At 44.7% G+C, this 17,644-nt stretch carries 20 protein-coding genes; 10 read left to right on the forward strand and 10 right to left on the reverse strand.

The window, feature by feature from the left end; genetic code table 11:
* The first annotated feature begins 18 nt into the window (after window positions 1–18).
* Both BLS64_RS09880 and crcB read left to right on the forward strand, forming a co-directional pair.
* Window positions 19–1,047: an SRPBCC family protein gene (locus BLS64_RS09880; RefSeq protein WP_093113376.1), complete on the forward strand. Its 1,029-nt coding sequence runs from the start codon at window positions 19–21 to the stop codon at window positions 1,045–1,047.
* Window positions 1,048–1,053: 6 nt separating this feature from the next.
* A complete protein-coding gene (gene crcB, locus BLS64_RS09885; protein WP_093113377.1) occupies window positions 1,054–1,422 on the forward strand; it encodes a fluoride efflux transporter CrcB in 369 nt (122 codons plus the stop codon).
* A 4-nt stretch (window positions 1,423–1,426) separates the two neighbouring features.
* Here the strand turns inward: crcB and BLS64_RS09890 are convergent, their stop codons facing one another.
* The 4 genes from BLS64_RS09890 to BLS64_RS09905 form a co-directional block, all read right to left on the reverse strand.
* A complete protein-coding gene (locus BLS64_RS09890) occupies window positions 1,427–2,023 on the reverse strand; it encodes a DUF1684 domain-containing protein (protein ID WP_093113529.1) in 597 nt (198 codons plus the stop codon).
* 17 nt (window positions 2,024–2,040) lie between these two features.
* Window positions 2,041–3,438, reverse strand: coding sequence for a hypothetical protein (locus tag BLS64_RS09895; RefSeq protein WP_093113378.1), 1,398 nt, complete (start codon window positions 3,436–3,438; stop codon window positions 2,041–2,043).
* A gap of 122 nt (window positions 3,439–3,560) precedes the next feature.
* Complete coding sequence (locus BLS64_RS09900) at window positions 3,561–3,752, reverse strand: cold-shock protein (protein WP_093113379.1); 192 nt, start codon at window positions 3,750–3,752, stop codon at window positions 3,561–3,563.
* Window positions 3,753–3,840: 88 nt separating this feature from the next.
* A complete protein-coding gene (locus tag BLS64_RS09905; protein ID WP_093113380.1) occupies window positions 3,841–4,455 on the reverse strand; it encodes a MarC family protein in 615 nt (204 codons plus the stop codon).
* A gap of 177 nt (window positions 4,456–4,632) precedes the next feature.
* Here BLS64_RS09905 and BLS64_RS09910 point away from each other — a divergent pair, with 177 nt between their 5' ends.
* From BLS64_RS09910 to BLS64_RS09925, 4 genes are read left to right on the forward strand one after another with little or no spacing between them, the layout of a single operon-like run.
* Window positions 4,633–5,226: a DNA polymerase ligase N-terminal domain-containing protein gene (locus tag BLS64_RS09910; RefSeq protein ID WP_093113381.1), complete on the forward strand. Its 594-nt coding sequence runs from the start codon at window positions 4,633–4,635 to the stop codon at window positions 5,224–5,226.
* A 7-nt stretch (window positions 5,227–5,233) separates the two neighbouring features.
* Entirely contained in the window at window positions 5,234–6,049 is an 816-nt protein-coding gene (gene ligD / locus BLS64_RS09915; RefSeq protein WP_093113382.1) for a non-homologous end-joining DNA ligase, read from the forward strand.
* Between the two features lie 18 nt (window positions 6,050–6,067).
* Window positions 6,068–6,481, forward strand: coding sequence for a YkvA family protein (locus tag BLS64_RS09920; RefSeq protein ID WP_093113383.1), 414 nt, complete (start codon window positions 6,068–6,070; stop codon window positions 6,479–6,481).
* 3 nt (window positions 6,482–6,484) lie between these two features.
* Complete coding sequence (locus BLS64_RS09925) at window positions 6,485–6,964, forward strand: hypothetical protein (RefSeq protein WP_093113384.1); 480 nt, start codon at window positions 6,485–6,487, stop codon at window positions 6,962–6,964.
* Between the two features lie 44 nt (window positions 6,965–7,008).
* Here the strand turns inward: BLS64_RS09925 and BLS64_RS09930 are convergent, their stop codons facing one another.
* Window positions 7,009–7,473 (reverse strand): DoxX family protein, encoded by a 465-nt coding sequence (locus BLS64_RS09930; protein WP_093113385.1) that lies wholly within the window; start codon window positions 7,471–7,473, stop codon window positions 7,009–7,011.
* 300 nt (window positions 7,474–7,773) lie between these two features.
* Complete coding sequence (locus tag BLS64_RS09935; protein WP_093113386.1) at window positions 7,774–11,205, reverse strand: methylmalonyl-CoA mutase family protein; 3,432 nt, start codon at window positions 11,203–11,205, stop codon at window positions 7,774–7,776.
* Between the two features lie 183 nt (window positions 11,206–11,388).
* Between BLS64_RS09935 and BLS64_RS09940 the strand changes: the two genes are divergently transcribed.
* Both BLS64_RS09940 and BLS64_RS09945 read left to right on the forward strand, forming a co-directional pair.
* Window positions 11,389–12,096 carry a DUF4197 domain-containing protein gene (locus BLS64_RS09940; protein ID WP_093113387.1) on the forward strand — a complete coding sequence of 236 codons (708 nt, stop codon included), beginning with the start codon at window positions 11,389–11,391 and terminating at the stop codon, window positions 12,094–12,096.
* A 210-nt stretch (window positions 12,097–12,306) separates the two neighbouring features.
* A complete protein-coding gene (locus tag BLS64_RS09945) occupies window positions 12,307–12,492 on the forward strand; it encodes a Lacal_2735 family protein (RefSeq protein WP_093113388.1) in 186 nt (61 codons plus the stop codon).
* Here the strand turns inward: BLS64_RS09945 and BLS64_RS09950 are convergent.
* From BLS64_RS09950 to prfA, 3 genes are all read right to left on the reverse strand, one after another.
* Window positions 12,474–13,292, reverse strand: a complete 819-nt coding sequence (locus tag BLS64_RS09950; RefSeq protein ID WP_317039637.1) for an ABC transporter substrate-binding protein — start codon at window positions 13,290–13,292, stop codon at window positions 12,474–12,476. The two genes, BLS64_RS09945 and BLS64_RS09950, sit on opposite strands and share 19 nt — an antisense overlap.
* 65 nt (window positions 13,293–13,357) lie before the next feature.
* The gene (gene pyrF / locus BLS64_RS09955; RefSeq protein WP_093113389.1) at window positions 13,358–14,167 is read right to left on the reverse strand and encodes an orotidine-5'-phosphate decarboxylase; all 810 of its coding nucleotides are present in this window, start codon (window positions 14,165–14,167) and stop codon (window positions 13,358–13,360) included.
* 66 nt (window positions 14,168–14,233) lie between these two features.
* On the reverse strand, window positions 14,234–15,310 hold the full coding sequence (gene prfA / locus BLS64_RS09960; RefSeq protein WP_093113390.1) for a peptide chain release factor 1: 1,077 nt from the start codon (window positions 15,308–15,310) through the stop codon (window positions 14,234–14,236).
* A 131-nt stretch (window positions 15,311–15,441) separates the two neighbouring features.
* Here prfA and BLS64_RS09965 point away from each other — a divergent pair, with 131 nt between their 5' ends.
* Together BLS64_RS09965 and BLS64_RS09970 are read left to right on the forward strand one after the other, a co-directional pair.
* Window positions 15,442–15,915, forward strand: coding sequence for a peptide-methionine (S)-S-oxide reductase (locus BLS64_RS09965; protein WP_093113391.1), 474 nt, complete (start codon window positions 15,442–15,444; stop codon window positions 15,913–15,915).
* A 104-nt stretch (window positions 15,916–16,019) separates the two neighbouring features.
* On the forward strand, window positions 16,020–16,355 hold the full coding sequence (locus BLS64_RS09970; RefSeq protein WP_317039638.1) for a GxxExxY protein: 336 nt from the start codon (window positions 16,020–16,022) through the stop codon (window positions 16,353–16,355).
* Window positions 16,356–16,400: 45 nt separating this feature from the next.
* Here BLS64_RS09970 and BLS64_RS09975 read toward each other — a convergent pair whose 3' ends face one another.
* A complete protein-coding gene (locus tag BLS64_RS09975) occupies window positions 16,401–17,582 on the reverse strand; it encodes an AIR synthase related protein (protein WP_093113392.1) in 1,182 nt (393 codons plus the stop codon).
* Between the last annotated feature and the right edge of the window lie 62 nt (window positions 17,583–17,644).

The following is a 17,644-nucleotide window of genomic DNA, read 5'->3' on the forward strand; positions in this document are numbered from 1 at the left end:
CAAACCAGCCATACAACCATGAAAATCATAAAATACCTGCTTTTTTTGATCCTGATCCTGTTCATTGCAGGTTCTATCTATGTAGCCACTAAAGAAGGTGATTTTAAAGTGCAATCAAGCAGGACCATCAATGCGCCCGCCTCACTTTTGTACAAAGAGATTGCAGACCTTTCCAACTGGAAAACCTGGGATGGCTGGAGACAACAGGATGAGATCAACTTTGACCTCAGCGAGGATACTTCGGGTGAAGGGGCAATGATAAGCTGGGAAGCCGATAATATGAGAGACGGCAGCATCACGACCACCTCGGCAATTCCTAACAGAAAACTGGAACAACAGTTGACCATGGAAACCAGCATTGGGGAAACCTCCGGAAATATTATTTGGGACCTGGAACCGGCCGAAAACGGAACGACGGTGACCTGGACACTCACCGGTTCTCAATCTTTTAAGGAGAAACTGGCATTCACCTTACAGGATAGGGACCTGCCTGAGATCTTCCAGCCTATATTCGAAGAGAGCCTGCAGGACCTGGAAGAGAACGTGATAAGGAAAATGGAAGAATATTCCATAAATGTGGACGGGGTAACCCAACATGGCGGAGGCTATTATATGTACACCACCACAGCCGCAAAACTGGGAGAAGTCAATTCAAGAGCTTCAGAAATGATAGACCAGGTAGGCATTTTCATGGAAAAGAACAATATCCCGATCAGCGGTAAACCTTTGGTTATCTACAACCAGCGAGACGACAGGAACGGCACTTCCATATTCTCTGCCGCGGTACCCACGCCCAGCCAAGTGATCACACCCACCGGCAGCGATGTGCTTAACGGATATCTTGAACCTCAAAAAGTGGTGAAAACAACTTTAAAAGGGAACCGGAAAAATGCGCCGCAGGCCTGGGAAGAAACCTACCGTTATATAGAGAAAAATGAACTGAAAGTAAATCCCCAAGGACAGCCTTTCGAGATCTACCTCACCAATCCTGCCGATATTGAAAATCCTGCCATGTGGATCACAGAGATCTATATTCCTATTGAATAAATTAACATGAAACAAATTTTACTGGTCTTTATTGGAGGCGGCACGGGCAGCATTCTTCGTTATCTCATTTCAAAAAGTCTGAATAACGCGACCGTTCTCCCCCTCGGCACGCTGGTAGTAAATGTTCTGGGAAGTCTACTCATAGGATTCATCCTTGGATTGGGATACCGGCAGCAAATGCTCTCAGCCAACGGCATGTTGCTGTTGGCTACAGGATTTTGCGGTGGTTTCACAACATTTTCGGCTTTCTCTTATGAAAACCATATATTCCTGAAGGCCGGCGACTTCATGAGCGTGGGAATCTACACCATTTCCAGCCTGGTGCTGGGTATCGCGGCTACTTTTGCCGGATTGTACGCTTCACGATTTATATAGAAGTTTATTTCTGATAGGCCTTCACCCCTGCCGGAATTTCTACGGCAAGATGATTTTCCTGCGGAACAAGCGGACAGGAATAATCCCCGCTGTAAGCGCAGTACGGATTGTAAGCCTTGTTGAAATCAAGAAGAACTTCGCTGCTTTTCGGAAGCATCATGTCCAGATATCTCCCGCCTGAATAGGTGGTTTCACCATTGGTGAGATCTGTAAAAGGCAAAAAAAGATAATCTTCATATCCTTTTTTTGGATCCTGGTTCTGGTACACGTTCAGTTTGAACTCTTTGCCTTTAAGGCTGAAGAAAAGTTCGCCGTATTTCACATACACCGGTTTACGGTCTGTGGTAGTCGGCATCTCAAATGGGGATTCATACGGAGTACGCACAAATTCGGCTACGACGGTAAAGGCAGTATCAATGCTGAAAAAATCCAGAGCGGTAAACTTTTTCCGCTCCTTCGGCGGTAAGGGTGAAGTTTCGGGATCTTTGAAATCCCGGTTCATTTGCTTCTGAAAATCCTTTACAGACCGAATTTTTTCGCTGTTCTGAGCATTTCCGAAGCCGGCTGCAAACAAAAGCAGCAACAAGATATATTTCTTCATGGCCAGGGGGCTATTGATCAATTGTCATAAAACCGGGAGGAACCCAGGTATTTCTCGATTAGCTGATTGTATTCGGGAGTAAGCTTAAGGCCTAGCGTTCCTTCAATATTGTAAAGGCCGTCTTTATTTTTATAACCGTGCTTAAGCATTTCTTCCAGGTAAAATAAAGCCGTTCCAAAATCGTCGTCCTGGGCGCTAAGAGTAATGATCTCCTTATAAGCCGCGTAATTCTTGGGATCAAAAATGGTCTGGATCATATTGGCCAGCAACTTCTTCTCCAAAGAAGCGCGGGTTTCCTTCAATTCATCGCGATAGGCGCGGGAAAGTTCGCCGATCAAACCTTCAAGCCGTTTTGCCATTTTTGCCTGCTCTCCCCCTTTTCGAACTAAGGAATCCAGCTGAATCTTCTGATAATTCCACCAGCCGAGATTTTCAAAATTCGCGGTGCGGATATCTTCCCCCAGGTAGTAAATGAAATCATCTATAAGCCGCAGTTCCTTTTCGTTCACTTCGGCTCTTTCCCGCTCCTGCAGATCATAATTGCGTGATCGCTTCAGCTGCTTTTGTTTTTCTTCGATCTCATTAAGATCCTTAAAGCCATCATACTTTTCTTCCAGAAGTTCTAAAAAGAGCATTGCACCAACAAGATCCTGATTGCTGATCATTTTATTTGCCAGGGCCAAGTCCAGAGAATACAGATCATCCACCAGCTGAGGATCGATGGGCCGCAGCTTATTTTTCATGGCATCCAGGGTAAGGGAACCCACGGCACTCGCGATCAACCTCATCTCGGGCCACTCATCATTTCCCTCATAAGTGTACACCCGGCTGGGAAATTTAAGATGGCTCAAGATCTGCGCCGTGTAATTCATTCCTGCGGAAGTGAACTGCTCATCACCCACTATACCTATAAAAGAAAAATCCCGTTTCTCATCCAGCAGGTCCAGGTTGATCCAGTGATTGCCTACTGCGATCACCCCATGAATATCTTTGTACAACAAAGGAATGGCGCTGGCTACTTTTCCGCCTTCATTGGACCCGGCCGAAGAGATCATTTTCATGTTTATAGGAAATCTCGGAACTGTTGCCTGCAACAGCCTGTCGGCAATTTCTAAGTTCGTCTTCAGGTCATTCTCTGAAGAAATATTGTTGGAAGAGATGAGGATGTATCCCTGTTCTTCGGCTGCAGCCCGAAACAAATGCGTTGCCGATTTCCCCCTGCCTTCCCCATCAAAAATGAACAGCACCGGCCAGGTTCTGGAGCTCTGAAAAGTAGTTGGCAGATATATGGAATAGCTCTCCTGAAGAGAATCTGAAACTTTCAGGGAATCAGTCACTATTCCTTTTTTTATCGCTATTTCCTGTGCAGAAACAGGCAAAGCCAATAACAGTATTGCAAGTAGAATTCTTCTCATGCAATTAAATTAGTTAATTTTCCAAAAACCGCAGACAAAAAGTGAAAGGGATCATATCTGAGAGAACAAAAAAAAAAGCCTTACTTTTCAGTAAGGCTAAATTTATAAATAAGAACCTGAAACTATGCTTGTTTCACGTTTACTGCATTTACACCTTTTCTACCTTCTTCAAGGTCAAAAGTCACTTCGTCGTCTTGTCTAATTTCATCAACCAGACCATTAGCGTGTACGAAGTACTCTTCGTTTAATTCTTCATCCTTAATAAATCCATAACCTTTTGATTCATTAAAAAATTTTACTGTTCCTTTATTCATTATAAAAATTTAAATTGGAGGCGAAGGTACAGTTTAATTTTCCCGCAATCTACTAAAAATCAATAAATTATTTTTTTAATTCAATTACCTAGATATCAAAGGCGATGTGGATCCCCTGTATGAGCATGTTCACACCTATAATTGCGATGATCAATCCCATGATCTTTTCGATCACCACGATCTTGTTAGCCCCTATATACCTCACCAGGTATTCGCTTGACAGGAAAGCCAGGTGGTTGAGCCACATCACCAGGGCGAACATGACCAGGATAATACCCAATTGCAGGTAGGTAGCGTTTGTGGTGAAGTTCATCGCGGTAACGATGGTACCCGGTCCTGCCAGGATAGGAATTCCCAATGGGGAAATGGATATCCCTTCGTTAAAGTTGACCTCCTCCTGGTTATCAATACTGGAAACCTGCGCCCTTATCATTTCAAAACCCACGAAGAAGACCAAAATTCCCCCCGTGATCTTAAAGGCAGGAATGGTCAATCCGAAGAAATCAAAAATGTATTTCCCCAGGATGATAAAGCCCGAGACGATCACAAAGGCCGTAAAAGTTGCTTTTTTGGAGATTACCTTTCGGGTGGGTCTGTCAGCCTGTCTGGTAAGGCTTAAAAAGACAGGAACATTCCCCACCGGGTTGTTAATGGCAATGAATCCGGTGAAGACCGCGATGGCAAATACTCCTATGCTTTCCATTTACAGGTTTTAAGGGGATAAAAGTATCTAAAATAAATTTTCTGCAAAAACCGATGGCAAAAGTTTAATTTTTGAGAGCTTTTCTGCGGAAGGAACTTCCTATTTTCAGACTTCTTTAACGCAGCTGCCCTTCCATTTTTCGTACTTTTTATTCCGAAGATCCAGAAGCAACCTTGTATGAAAAGCTATAATGAGAAAAGAGATTTCAGCAAAACCAAAGAGCCTCGCGATGAGCCTTCAAAAAAGAAGAACGAGACTCCCATTTTCGTGATCCAGAAACATGAGGCGACCAATCTGCATTACGACTTTAGGTTAGAAATTGATGGAACCTTGAAATCCTGGTCGGTGCCCAAAGGGCCCAGTACAGACCCTTCGGTAAAAAGAATGGCCATTCCCACCGAAGATCACCCTATAGCCTACGCCGATTTTGAAGGCACCATACCCAAAGAGGAATATGGCGGCGGCACGGTCATGATCTGGGACAAAGGTACCATTGAAAGCAACAAGCACGATGACAAAGGGAACCTTATCTCGCTGGAGGAAAGCTTCAAAGCCGGAAGTATTGAGATCATTCTCCACGGAAAAAAGCTAAAAGGCGGCTACAACCTCGTAGAAATGAAAGGCGGCAAGATGAAAGGAAACTGGCTGCTGATAAAACAGGATGACGAGGAAGCAGATGCGAGACGGAATCCTGTAAGCACCCAGGACAAAAGTGTGGTTACCGGCCGCAGCATGAAACAAATAGCCAAGGAAGACCAAAATCAAGAATGATTGAATTATGGAAATAGCACAGGTAGAAATAACCCATCCCGATAAGGTCATTTTTCCGAAGAAAAATATTACCAAAGGAGATATGGCAGAATATTACGACAAGATCGCAGACCAAATGCTGCCCTATCTAAAAGACCGGCCGCTAACCTTACACAGGTTTCCGAACGGCATTGGAGAAGCAGGGTTCTACCAAAAAAATATTTCAGATTACTTTCCCGATTATATTAAGACCGTAGAAATTGAAACTGAAGACGGTACCAATACCCAGATAATCTGTAATGACAAAAGAACCCTGCTGTACCTGGTAAACCAGGGCACGGTGGAGTTTCACATCTGGCTTAGCCGTAAGGACAAAATACGGGAACCAGATAAGGTGATCTTCGACCTGGATCCTCCCGAAAATGCTTTCGAAAAGGTAAAAGAAGCAGCCAAAGTGGTGAGAAATTACCTAAGAAAGCAGAAAAAAGATCCGCAGTTAATGACCACCGGGCAAAGCGGACTGCACCTGTATTATTCCATTCGCCGGGGTAAAGATTTTGATGAAATTAAAAAAGAAGCAAGAAAGGTGGCCGAGGAAGTCACCCGGTTACGACCTGATCTTTTGACAACAAAAATCAGAAAAGACCAGCGGGAAGGAAAGATTTTTGTAGATTACCTTCGCAACGCATATGCGCAAACAGCAGTTTGTCCTTATTCGTTAAGGGCGAACCAGGAAGCAGGTGTCGCCACTCCGCTGGAGTGGGAAGAGCTGTCAAAGCTGGAAAGCGCGTCTTTTTATACGTTAGAGAACATTTTTAAGAGACTGGGACAGATCCAAAAATAAAACTTCAAAAACAGTAAAATGAAGCACATTAGCCCCGAACAAGCAGATCACGCTTTAAATCAACAAGCTGAAAAGGTAAAAGAAAAAGACCTTGAAAAGGTCCTGAAAAAGCAGGAAAAGATCGAGAATAAATTCCGGAACAATGATTCCATAAGCGGGTATATAACCAAGGCTAAAAGCATGTTCGGCCTTATAAGGGATTACTGGAGCGGGGAATACACCGGGGTGCCATGGAAGACCATTGCGGCCGTGGCAGGAGCTTTACTGTATGTGCTTATGCCCCTTGACCTCATCCCCGATTTCATTCCGCTGGTAGGATTACTGGACGACGCCGGAGTCATCGCCGCCTGCCTCACCCTGGTCAATGATGATTTGGTAGCTTACGAAAAATGGAAGGTACTGCAGGAGCAGGAAGAAGAGGTAGAAGGATAAATTATGAGAAGCGAAGAGCTGGAAAAAATGCCTTTGTATCAAAAGGCAATGGAGATCCTCAAGATCGTTGAAAGGATAACCAGCCTTGTACCCGAAGATGACAGCCCACTTTCCTTTCTTGCCCGCGACATGCAGGCGGACGCTTTACAGATTCCCGCGAAAATTGCCGGGGCCTCGGGTGTTGATCTCTATGACATTAAAATGGAAAATGCCGCGGTGATTAGAAAATGCGCCAGGCAGATCTACGTGGGCTGCAACGGGTTCAGGATCTGGGATTTTAAGGAAACAGAATATCTCGAACTGTTAAGAGCTCAAATTGAAGATTTCCGTGTTCTTTTCGCGGAATGGGTCAAAACCTTTGACCAATGGAACTATGTCATCGACCGCTGGGGTTTGTTCAATCCTCCGGGAGTGAATTATGACGACAAGGATCCTGATGAAGATATTCCTTTTGACAATCCATTCGATGACCCGGAGGATTAAATTTTTTGTTCCGTTTTCAACCTTTTCCCGGATATTCTAATATTTCAGAGGGTAAGATAACGGTCCAGAGACCATTTTCCACCGCCTTTGATAATGAGAAAGAGCGACCCAAGCCACATTGCAAAATCGGTTCTCATTTCATGAGCCATGCTCCAAAAGCCATAGGTTTTTAGATCGCGTAGAACAAAAGGACCAAAACTTTCTCCCAAACCTATAGGTATTTTCGTCACTACAATAGCTACACTCATAATTATAAGAGTGACAACGGCTGCACCCCGGGTGTATAGGCCAAGCAGGAGAAGTATTCCCGCCAGCACCTCAAAAAATCCGACAAAATTTCCAAAAAAGTCAGCTTCCGGAAAACCCATTTTTTCGAACCTGCCCACACCCCTCATCGAAGGATAGAGAAATTTTTGAATTCCTTCTACCAGGAAAACAGCCCCCACCATTAGCCTGATAAGAATGGTTGTTCTTTGAGCGTCTGTACGCATAAAGCTGCGAATAGTCATGATCTAATTCTTTGGATGGATTTTAAAAATACGAAAAAGAGCAGCAGGAAAGAAAAACTGTGGAGTTTCTAAACCAGACCAAATCAAAAGGTAACAAAACAAAAAACCTAACAGGTCTCAAAGTCCTGTTAGGTTTGATCATTTAAAGAAGTCTTGGAAAGGAAAATCGGCTGCGCCTCTCGGATAAAGCCTGCAACTTTTCTAAGAATTTTTTTCAGTTCAAAAGATCCCGATACCGCTGCCGCTCATCGGGATAAGCGATTCGCACGGCTTTTACAAAAGTAAAAGCCGGCTCTCTGCTTACATATTTCTCCTGTACTGCCCTCCTACTTCAAAGAGAGCAGTAGTGATCTGTCCTAAAGAACAGACTTTGGTGGCTTCCATCAGCACCTCAAAGATGTTCTCATTTTGAACCGCCGCCTGCTGCACTTTTTCAAGCGTTTCCTTCTCCAGTTCTTTTTTGGCCTTGTGAAGGTTCTCCAAAGTTTTGATCTGGTTCTGTTTTTCCTCTTCGGTAGCCCTGATCACCTCTCCCGGAGTCACGGTTGGGGAGCCGGTAGAGCTAAGGAAAGTATTCACCCCGATAATTGGATAATCACCGCTGTGCTTTAAAGTCTCGTAGTAAAGACTTTCCTCCTGGATCTTGCTGCGCTGGTACATGGTCTCCATCGCTCCAAGCACTCCTCCCCTTTCAGTGATTCGGTCGAATTCCTGCAGTACCGCTTCCTCCACAAGATCGGTCAATTCTTCAATAATGAAAGATCCCTGGATAGGGTTCTCATTCTTGGCCAAGCCTAATTCCTTGTTGATGATCAACTGGATGGCCATCGCCCTTCTTACAGAAGCTTCGGTAGGCGTAGTGATCGCCTCGTCATACGCATTGGTATGCAGCGAATTACAGTTATCATAAATAGCGTAAAGCGCCTGCAGGGTGGTCCTGATATCATTGAAATCGATCTCCTGCGCATGCAGGGATCTCCCTGAAGTCTGGATGTGATATTTCAACATCTGCGCCCTTGGGTTCGCACCATATTTATGCTTCATGGCCTTAGACCAGATCTTCCTGGCTACACGGCCAATAACCGCATATTCTGGATCGATCCCGTTCGAGAAGAAAAATGACAGGTTAGGCCCGAATTTGTTGATGTCCATTCCCCTGCTCAAATAGTACTCCACGTAGGTAAATCCATTAGCAAGAGTAAGGGCTAATTGAGTAATTGGGTTTGCACCTGCTTCCGCAATGTGGTATCCGGAAATGGAAACCGAATAGAAGTTGCGTACATTTTCTTTGATAAAATATTCCTGCACGTCTCCCATTAACCTTAATGCGAATTCCGTAGAAAAGATACAGGTATTCTGTGCCTGGTCCTCTTTCAGAATATCTGCCTGCACGGTACCACGTACCTGACTTAAAGTTCGTTTTTTGATATCGGCGTAAACATCGGCCGGTAAAACCTGATCTCCGGTCACCCCAAGCAGCATCAGGCCGAGTCCGTTATTTCCTTCGGGTAATTCTCCCCTGTATTTTGGCTGGTCGACATCTTTTTCGGCATAGATCTCTTTGATCTTTTCCTGAACCTCACCCTCCAGGCCGTGCTCTTTGATGTATTTCTCACATTGCTGATCTATGGCCGCATTCATGAAGAATCCAAGTAACATAGGTGCCGGACCGTTAATGGTCATACTTACCGAGGTCATAGGATCGGCCAGATCAAAGCCTGAATATAATTTCTTGGCATCGTCAAGACAACAGATGGAAACTCCCGCGTTTCCGATCTTTCCGTAGATATCGGGGCGGTGGTCGGGATCATTTCCATAAAGCGTAACAGAATCAAAGGCTGTAGAAAGCCTTTTTGCAGGCATTCCAAGACTTACGTAATGGAAACGACGGTTGGTCCTTTCGGGAGAACCTTCCCCAGCGAACATCCTGGTAGGATCTTCACCCTGCCTCTTGAACGGGTATAGTCCCGCGGTATAAGGGAATTCTCCAGGTACATTTTCCTGCAGGCACCATCTCAAAATATCGCCCCAGGCCTGATATTTAGGCAAAGCTACCTTCGGGATCTGGGTGTGGGAAAGTGACTCTGTATGCGTTTTGATCTTGATCTCCTTATCACGAACCTTAAAGCTGTAGATAGGATCTTGGTACTTGTTCACTTTGTCATCCCAACCGATAATGATCTCCCAGTTGTATGGGTCAAGGTCCATTTTTACCTTATCGAATTCCTTTTTCAACAGGTCTATCAGATCCTTGTTTTCTTCGGAAGTAGCATTCTGCAGGCTCTCCTCCTCAAAACCGTACTGGTTCAGTTCCACTTTCACACCGGTAACCGACTCCACAGTCTTGTAAATTCCGTAGAGCTTTTGGGCCACCTCAGCCTGAGCTGTGGCCTTTTCGTCATAAGAGCGGTTGTTTTCAGAAATTTCGGAAAGATAGCGCGTTCTGCTTGGCGGGATCACAAATACCTTTTCGCTCATTTCTTCTGAAATGTGGAAAGTAGATTTGAATTTCGCGCCGGTCTTATCATCGATCCTGTCCATGATCTGCTTGTACAGCGTGTTCATTCCGGGATCGTTGAACTGCGAAGCGATGGTGCCAAACACCGGAAGCTTCTCAGGGTCTGAATGCCAAAGTCCGTGATTGCGCTGGTACTGCTTTTTAACATCGCGAAGGGCATCCAGGGCTCCGCGTTTATCGAACTTATTGATCGCCACAAGGTCTGCAAAGTCAAGCATGTCGATCTTTTCCAGCTGGGTAGCCGCACCAAATTCAGGAGTCATCACATATAGCGAAACATCAGAATGCTCCAGGATCTCTGTATCTGACTGCCCGATCCCTGAAGTTTCAAGGATAATAAGATCATAACCTGCTGCCTTTAGTACCTCAATAGCTTCAGCAACATATTTTGAAAGCGCCAGGTTTGACTGACGGGTAGCCAGGGAACGCATGTAAACTCGCGGATTGTTGATCGCGTTCATACGTATGCGGTCTCCCAAAAGGGCACCGCCGGTCTTCCTTTTTGAAGGGTCAACCGAGATGATCCCTATGGTCTTTTCAGGAAAATCTATCAGGAACCTGCGCACAAGTTCATCAACCAAAGATGACTTTCCGGCACCCCCGGTTCCGGTAATTCCCAGCACAGGAATGCTCCTCTCTTTATTTTCTTCATGTATCTTCTGAAGGGTGTCTTTTGCAACCTCCGGGAAATTTTCCGCAGCAGAGATCACCCTGGCGATCGCGCCGGGCTTTTTCTCTGAAAGCAGATCCACTTCCCCGTTCAGGTTTTCTCCTATGGCAAAATCAGATTTTTCAACAAGGTCGTTGATCATTCCCTGCAGCCCAAGATCTCTGCCGTCATCGGGAGAATAGATACGGGTAATGCCGTATTCTTCCAGTTCTTTGATCTCTTCGGGAAGGATCACTCCGCCTCCGCCTCCAAAGATCTTGATATGACCGGCGCCTTTTTCCTGTAGCAGGTCATACATGTATTTGAAATATTCGGTATGCCCGCCCTGGTAGGAGGTCATGGCTATGGCATTGGCATCTTCCTGTATCGCGCAGTTCACTACTTCCTCAACACTGCGGTCATGTCCCAGGTGGATCACTTCCACCCCGGTGGATTGAATGATGCGGCGCATGATGTTGATAGCGGCATCGTGGCCGTCAAAAAGCGAGGCTGCCGTTACTATTCTTACTTTATTCTTGGGTTTATAAGGAGCTTGTTGTTCCATCTTCTATCCTGAAATTTTAAGTGGCCGCAATTTACGAATTTAGGAAGGAACTTGCCATTTTTCGGGCTTTTTAAAAACTGAAGCTAAAAAAACTGAAAAAGCTAAAAATCGCTATCGTTTGAGGATAACTTTTTATTATGACTATCTTCCTGCTCAAAACAATAACTTTGAAAAAAATCCATCATGAAGAAATACCTGCTTGTTTTCATCGTTCCTCTTTTTCTTGGCTGTGCCGAATTACAACAAATAGCTGATAATTTACCCACCGAAGGCGGATATGTTTCCAATGCTGAAGTCGCAGCAGGTTTGAGGCAAGCCCTGAACTTTGGGATTGAGAAGCAAGTGAGTAAACTCACAGAAGAAGATGGTTTCTTTAGAAATGAACTGGTGCGCATCACCCTCCCGCCTGAACTGCAAAAGGTAGACCGAACTTTAAGGGATGTGGGCCTTGATGCCCTTGCAGATGAAGGTCTGAAAGTACTGAACCGTGCTGCCGAAGACGCGGTAAAAGAAGCTACTCCCATTTTTGTCAATGCTGTTAAGGAGATCACCTTTACCGATGCCCGCAACATACTTACCGGAAGTGATAAAGCAGCGACCACATACCTGGAAAACAAGACTACAGCCCAACTTTACAGCAAATTCAATCCTGTGATCTCCAACTCTCTTGATGAAGTGGGCGCCACACAGGTCTGGGCGAACATAATCGACAGATATAACGCACTGCCTCTGACTTCCAGCGTCAATCCAGACCTGCCGGATTATGTGACCAATGAAGCTTTGGAAGGCGTTTTCACCATGATCGCCATAGAGGAAAAAGAGATCAGGAATAATTTTAGCGCCAGGACCACCGAACTGCTAAAGAGGGTGTTTGCCCTCCAGGACCAATAGCCAATTACGTAGGAATTTTTCCACAAATGTAGGAGTTTATCTACAAATGTAAATTTCGCTAAAGGTGCATCAGCTCTGAAAATCACAGCCTTAAGTCAAAAGTTATTAACAATGTGAGATGGAAGAATTCCAACTTTTACCATAACGTTAACTTTAAGTTAGGAAATGTTCATAGCTCTGCTGAATATCTTTGTAACATAAACCTAACGTATGTTTAGACTTTTTGAACCAAGATCAACTTTGGAGAGGCTGCAGGAAAAGTATGCTTTTCTGATGCGCCGTTCTTTTGAGCTCGCTCTGTTCGATAAGACCCGAAGCGACATGCTCAACCAGAAGGCATGCACCATCCTCCAGGAGATCAAACGCATGGAGAGAAATCATGATGAGGAAGAATAGATCTTATCGTGAAGATTTCTAAAGTAGCTGAAAGCAGCTACCAGGCGTGATCCATACCAGCTAAAATATTCTCCATCCACAATGTGGATGCCATCCCTCCTCACCACTTTTTCGAACGCTTCTTTATCTTCTTCCTTGAACGGAAATGGCTCTGTTGATAAGAAAACAAGGTCAGGATTTTTATTGGCCACATCTTTCATTTCCACCTCGGGATATCGAGATTTTTCACCGAAAAAAATATTTTCAAAGTTGTTGAGTTTTAGCAGGTGATCTATGAAGGTATCTTTACCCACAACCATCATGGGTCGTTTCCAGATGAAATAAGCCACTCTCTTTACCGGCTTTTCCATTATGAATTTTCTGAAGTCATTGCGCTGATCCAGGATCTTTCCTGCGATCTCAAAGGCTTTTTCTCGCTTACCAAAGACCTCCCCGTATTCCCTTATCAATTCTATCGCGTCATCAATGCTCTTTACATCTGAAACATGAACCGGCGCCAGCTCTTCCAGCTCCTCCACCATTTTTGGGGTATTCTCTTCTTTGTTGCATAAAATAATATCTGGAGCCAACCTTCTTACCTTATCAATATCGACCTGTTTAGTGCCTCCAACCACTTCCTTTTTTTTCCTGAGATCTTCCGGGTGCACACAGAATTTCGTTACACCCACCACATTATCTTCGAGACCGAGATCCACCAGAAGTTCGGTCTGACTCGGCACCAGGGAAACGATCCTTTTTGGGATCTCCTCAAGCTCCACTTTTCTGTTCAACTGATCATAAAACACATTCATCTTGTTCATTTTTAAACAGTTGAATAAGTTAACAAGAAAAGCCCGGTTTTGAAAGTTCGGGTAAAGAAATAAACTTAGAGAAAAGCAGCCATTTGCTCCTGCAGTTCTTTGGCCTTGGCAGCAGCGGCTTCAGCGAAATCTACTCCCCCAGAAGCGTAGATGATCCCTCTTGCAGAATTGACCAGGAGTCCCACATTACGGTTCATCCCGAATTTGCAAACTTCCTCCAGGCTGCCCCCCTGGGCGCCAACACCCGGAACCAGAAGAAAACTTTCGGGTACAATATTCCTGATGTCAGCTAAAAACTCTGCTTTGGTGGCACCCACCACATACATAAGGTTTTGCCCGTTCACCCAGGATTTGGAAACTTTCAGTACCTTTTTATACAATTCTTCCCCGTCGATCTTTTCAGTTTGAAAATCGAAGGCACCGGCGTTAGAGGTGAGGGCCAGCAAGATAGTATGCTTGTCCTCATAGGCCAGAAAAGGCTCTACGGAATCTTTTCCCATATAAGGCGCCACTGTCACCGAATCGAAATTGAGGTCTTCAAAAAAGGCTTTCGCGTACATACCCGAAGTGTTACCTATATCTCCCCTTTTAGCATCGGCTATGGTGAAAATTTCCGGATGGTTCTTATTCAGGTAATCAATGGTTTTACCTAAAGCCTTCAGACCTTTTATCCCATAGGCTTCGTAGAAAGCGAGGTTGGGTTTGTAAGCCACCGCCAGGTGATGAGTGGCGTCAATAATAGTTTTATTGAAGGCGAAGATAGGGTCCTCTTCCTCGAGCAGGTGCTGCGGAATCTTGTTTAGATCCACATCAAGCCCTATGCACAAAAATGATCTTTTGCGCTTTATTTCCTGTACAAGTTGCTGGGTGGTCATTTGGTGTTGATTAGAAAGAAAAAAAGCTGCCGGATAGTCCGTGGCAGCTTTTGAATTTATGATCGATTAAAAAACATCCGAATTTTCCTTGAGTTTTTCGGTGTTCTCTACCAGTTGCAGTTCATCGATGATCTTCTGGATATCCCCATTGATAATGTTGGAAAGATCATAAAGAGTAAGCCCTATCCTGTGATCGGTAACCCTGCCCTGGGCGTAGTTATAGGTACGGATCTTGGCACTCCTGTCTCCGCTGGAAACCATGGAGTTCCTTTTGGCCGCATCGGCTTCCATCTTCTTGGCCAGTTCCTGCTCATATAACCTGGAACGAAGTACTCTAAAGGCTTTTTCCTTGTTCTTGTGCTGTGATTTCTGGTCCTGGCACTGCGCCACCAATCCGGTAGGAATATGCGTTAATCGCACGGCGGAATAGGTCGTGTTCACCGACTGACCTCCCGGCCCCGAAGAACAGAAGTAGTCGATACGCACATCTTTAGGGTCTATCTGCACGTCGAATTCCTCGGCTTCCGGAAGCACCATCACGGTAGCCGCCGAAGTATGCACCCTTCCCTGTGTTTCCGTTTGTGGCACACGCTGCACACGGTGCACTCCGGCCTCGAATTTCAAAGTTCCGTAGACATCCTCACCGGTCACATCAAAGATGATCTCTTTGAATCCGCCGCTGGTTCCTTCGCTAAAGTCAACGATATTGTGTTTCCAGCCTTTGCTTTCAATGTATTTGGTATACATACGGTACAGGTCACCAGCAAAGATACTGGCCTCGTCCCCACCGGTACCGGCACGAATCTCCATCACCACGTTCTTCGCGTCTTCAGGATCTTTTGGCACCAGCATCATTCTTATCTTCTCTTCCAGCGCCGGCAGCTCCTCTTTCGCTTCTTCCAGCTGCAATTTGGCCATTTCGGTCATTTCAGCATCACTGCCGTCGGCAATGATCTCTTCGGCCTCAGAAATATTTTGAGTAAGGGTCATGTACTTTTCCCGCTCTTCCATCAACGCCTTCAGGTCCTTGTATTCCTTGTTCAGCTCTATATAACGCTTTTGATCGGCAATCACATCGGGTTGAATGATCAGGTCATTCACCTCGTCAAAACGTTGCTTCACAATATTCAATTTATCGATCATAACATCTGCTTGTAAGGACACAAATTTACGATAATTCCACGGATTTAAAGAATGGATTTTTTCTGCGGAAGAATTTTGATTCCTCCTGGAAAAATTGGTGTTACTACAGAATTTCTCTTAACTTCAGAAGAATGAAAATTACAACAAAGATCGGATTAGGAGGGGGATGCCACTGGTGCACCGAAGCGGTTTTCCAGGCGGTAAAAGGTGTTGAAAACGTAGAGCAGGGATATATCGCTTCAGAAGGCGACGCGAGAGAATTCTCTGAAGCCGTCATCGTACATTTTCACCCTGAAATTGTTTCTTCAGAAGATCTTATCAGGATACATCTTCACACTCACAATTCTACCTCAGATCATTCTTTCCGGAAGAAATACAGAAGTGCGGTGTATTATTTCTCTTCTGAAGATGAAAAAGTAGTAAAGAAGATCCTGGAAAAACTGCAGCCTGAATTTGAGAAGAAAATAATCACTGAGGTACTGCCCTTCAAGGAGTTTAAACCTTCCCGGGAATCGCTTCAGAATTACTACAGGAAGAACCCTGATGCACCTTTTTGTAAAAGGTTTATTGAACCGAAGCTGAAGAAAGTAAAAAATTACTTTTAAAATCTCTCACGCAGAGAGCGCAAAGGTCCCGCGAAGTTCGCAAAGAATCACTATCTTAAAGAGATGGAAGAAAATGAAATTTCTTATAAGGTAATTGGTGTGCCATGGAACTTCACCGTAAAATAGGTCCAGGACTTCTAGAATCTGTTTATGAAAATGCTTTAGCCTACGAATTAATCAATACAGGTCTTCTTGTACAAAAACAGCTGCCTATGCCTTTTATCTATAAAGAAATCAAAATGGATATCGGGTACAGGCTAGACCTCCTTATAGAGAACAAAGTCATTGTTGAAGTGAAATCAATCGAAACTCTTGCACCCGTTCATTTTTCCCAACTTCTGACTTACCTGAAGCTTTCAGAAAAGAAGCTGGGACTTCTAATAAACTTCAACTGCAAAACTCTCAAAGAAGGAGTTCACAGAATTGTCAATGATCTATAGGATCTCTGCGGCCTCTGCAAATTCTTTGCGCTCTCTGCGTGAAATCTAATGATACTCAAACTCCCCAAACTCACTCTTAATCGTCAGTTTCTTTTCTTCGGAAGCCTCTACCCTTCCCACGATCCTGGCATCGACATTAAATGACTTTGAAATAGCGATAAGATCTTCAGCTATGGCTTCGTCGATATATAATTCCATACGATGCCCCATGTTGAACACCTGGTACATCTCTTTCCAATCAGTTCCGCTTTCTTCCTGAATAAGCCTGAACAATGGCGGCACCTCGAACATATTGTCTTTGATCACGTGCACGTTCTCCACAAAATGAAGCACTTTGGTCTGCGCCCCACCGCTGCAGTGAACCATCCCGGAAATATCTTTATTGGAGTACTTTTCCAGGATCTTTTTTATGACGGGAGCATAAGTGCGGGTTGGAGAAAGCACCAGTTTCCCCGCGTCAAGCGGACTGCCCTCAACCTTATCGGTCAGATTCTTTGAGCCTCCGTAAATAAGTTCGTTGGGAATGGAAGGATCAAAACTTTCAGGATATTTCATCGCCAGATAATTACTGAACACATCATGTCTTGCAGAGGTAAGTCCATTGCTGCCCATTCCGCCGTTGTATTCCTTCTCATACGTAGCCTGTCCAAAAGAAGACAGCCCCACGATCACATTTCCGGGTTTTATGTTGGCATTGTCGATCACCTCGCTGCGCTTCATACGTGCAGTTACGGTGGAATCGACTATTATGGTGCGAACAAGGTCACCTACGTCGGCAGTTTCGCCGCCGGTCGAATGAATGTTTATTCCGAAGTTCTTAAGATCAGAAAGTAATTCTTCTGTTCCGTTTATAATGGCCGAGATCACCTCTCCCGGCACCAGGTTCTTGTTGCGCCCAATGGTGGATGAAAGCATAATGTTATCAACTGCTCCCACGCACAGCAGATCATCAATGTTCATGATAAGCGCATCCTGGGCGATGCCTTTCCAGACAGAAATATCCCCGGTCTCTTTCCAGTAAAGGTAAGCAAGGGAAGATTTGGTACCCGCGCCATCGGCATGCATGATGAGACAGTGATTTTCATCTCCTGTGAGATGATCGGGCACGATCTTGCAGAACCCCTTCGGGAAAAGGCCTTTATCAACGTTCTTTATGGCATTGTGCACGTCTTCTTTTCCTGCCGAAACTCCTCTGCCGGCATACCTCTTACTAATTTCCTTACTCATGGTTGTGTGTTTGTGGCTCAAAGATAAACAGATTTACACTTTTAGTCCTGTTTAGCTTCAGA

The sequence above is a fragment of the Salinimicrobium catena genome (assembly GCF_900102915.1).
In the GTDB taxonomy this organism is placed as follows: domain Bacteria; phylum Bacteroidota; class Bacteroidia; order Flavobacteriales; family Flavobacteriaceae; genus Salinimicrobium; species Salinimicrobium catena.

Bases quoted from the DNA above. Each gene is read 5' to 3' on its own strand.
- BLS64_RS09880 (WP_093113376.1), top strand. From the start codon at position 19: ATGAAAATCATAAAATACCTGCTTTTTTTGATCCTGATCCTGTTCATT.
- crcB (WP_093113377.1), top strand. From the start codon at position 1,054: ATGAAACAAATTTTACTGGTCTTTATTGGAGGCGGCACGGGCAGCATT.
- BLS64_RS09890 (WP_093113529.1), bottom strand. From the start codon at position 2,023: ATGAAGAAATATATCTTGTTGCTGCTTTTGTTTGCAGCCGGCTTCGGA.
- BLS64_RS09895 (WP_093113378.1), bottom strand. From the start codon at position 3,438: ATGAGAAGAATTCTACTTGCAATACTGTTATTGGCTTTGCCTGTTTCT.
- BLS64_RS09900 (WP_093113379.1), bottom strand. From the start codon at position 3,752: ATGAATAAAGGAACAGTAAAATTTTTTAATGAATCAAAAGGTTATGGA.
- BLS64_RS09905 (WP_093113380.1), bottom strand. From the start codon at position 4,455: ATGGAAAGCATAGGAGTATTTGCCATCGCGGTCTTCACCGGATTCATT.
- BLS64_RS09910 (WP_093113381.1), top strand. From the start codon at position 4,633: ATGAAAAGCTATAATGAGAAAAGAGATTTCAGCAAAACCAAAGAGCCT.
- ligD (WP_093113382.1), top strand. From the start codon at position 5,234: ATGGAAATAGCACAGGTAGAAATAACCCATCCCGATAAGGTCATTTTT.
- BLS64_RS09920 (WP_093113383.1), top strand. From the start codon at position 6,068: ATGAAGCACATTAGCCCCGAACAAGCAGATCACGCTTTAAATCAACAA.
- BLS64_RS09925 (WP_093113384.1), top strand. From the start codon at position 6,485: ATGAGAAGCGAAGAGCTGGAAAAAATGCCTTTGTATCAAAAGGCAATG.
- BLS64_RS09930 (WP_093113385.1), bottom strand. From the start codon at position 7,473: ATGACTATTCGCAGCTTTATGCGTACAGACGCTCAAAGAACAACCATT.
- BLS64_RS09935 (WP_093113386.1), bottom strand. From the start codon at position 11,205: ATGGAACAACAAGCTCCTTATAAACCCAAGAATAAAGTAAGAATAGTA.
- BLS64_RS09940 (WP_093113387.1), top strand. From the start codon at position 11,389: ATGAAGAAATACCTGCTTGTTTTCATCGTTCCTCTTTTTCTTGGCTGT.
- BLS64_RS09945 (WP_093113388.1), top strand. From the start codon at position 12,307: ATGTTTAGACTTTTTGAACCAAGATCAACTTTGGAGAGGCTGCAGGAA.
- BLS64_RS09950 (WP_317039637.1), bottom strand. From the start codon at position 13,292: ATGAACAAGATGAATGTGTTTTATGATCAGTTGAACAGAAAAGTGGAG.
- pyrF (WP_093113389.1), bottom strand. From the start codon at position 14,167: ATGACCACCCAGCAACTTGTACAGGAAATAAAGCGCAAAAGATCATTT.
- prfA (WP_093113390.1), bottom strand. From the start codon at position 15,310: ATGATCGATAAATTGAATATTGTGAAGCAACGTTTTGACGAGGTGAAT.
- BLS64_RS09965 (WP_093113391.1), top strand. From the start codon at position 15,442: ATGAAAATTACAACAAAGATCGGATTAGGAGGGGGATGCCACTGGTGC.
- BLS64_RS09970 (WP_317039638.1), top strand. From the start codon at position 16,020: ATGGAACTTCACCGTAAAATAGGTCCAGGACTTCTAGAATCTGTTTAT.
- BLS64_RS09975 (WP_093113392.1), bottom strand. From the start codon at position 17,582: ATGAGTAAGGAAATTAGTAAGAGGTATGCCGGCAGAGGAGTTTCGGCA.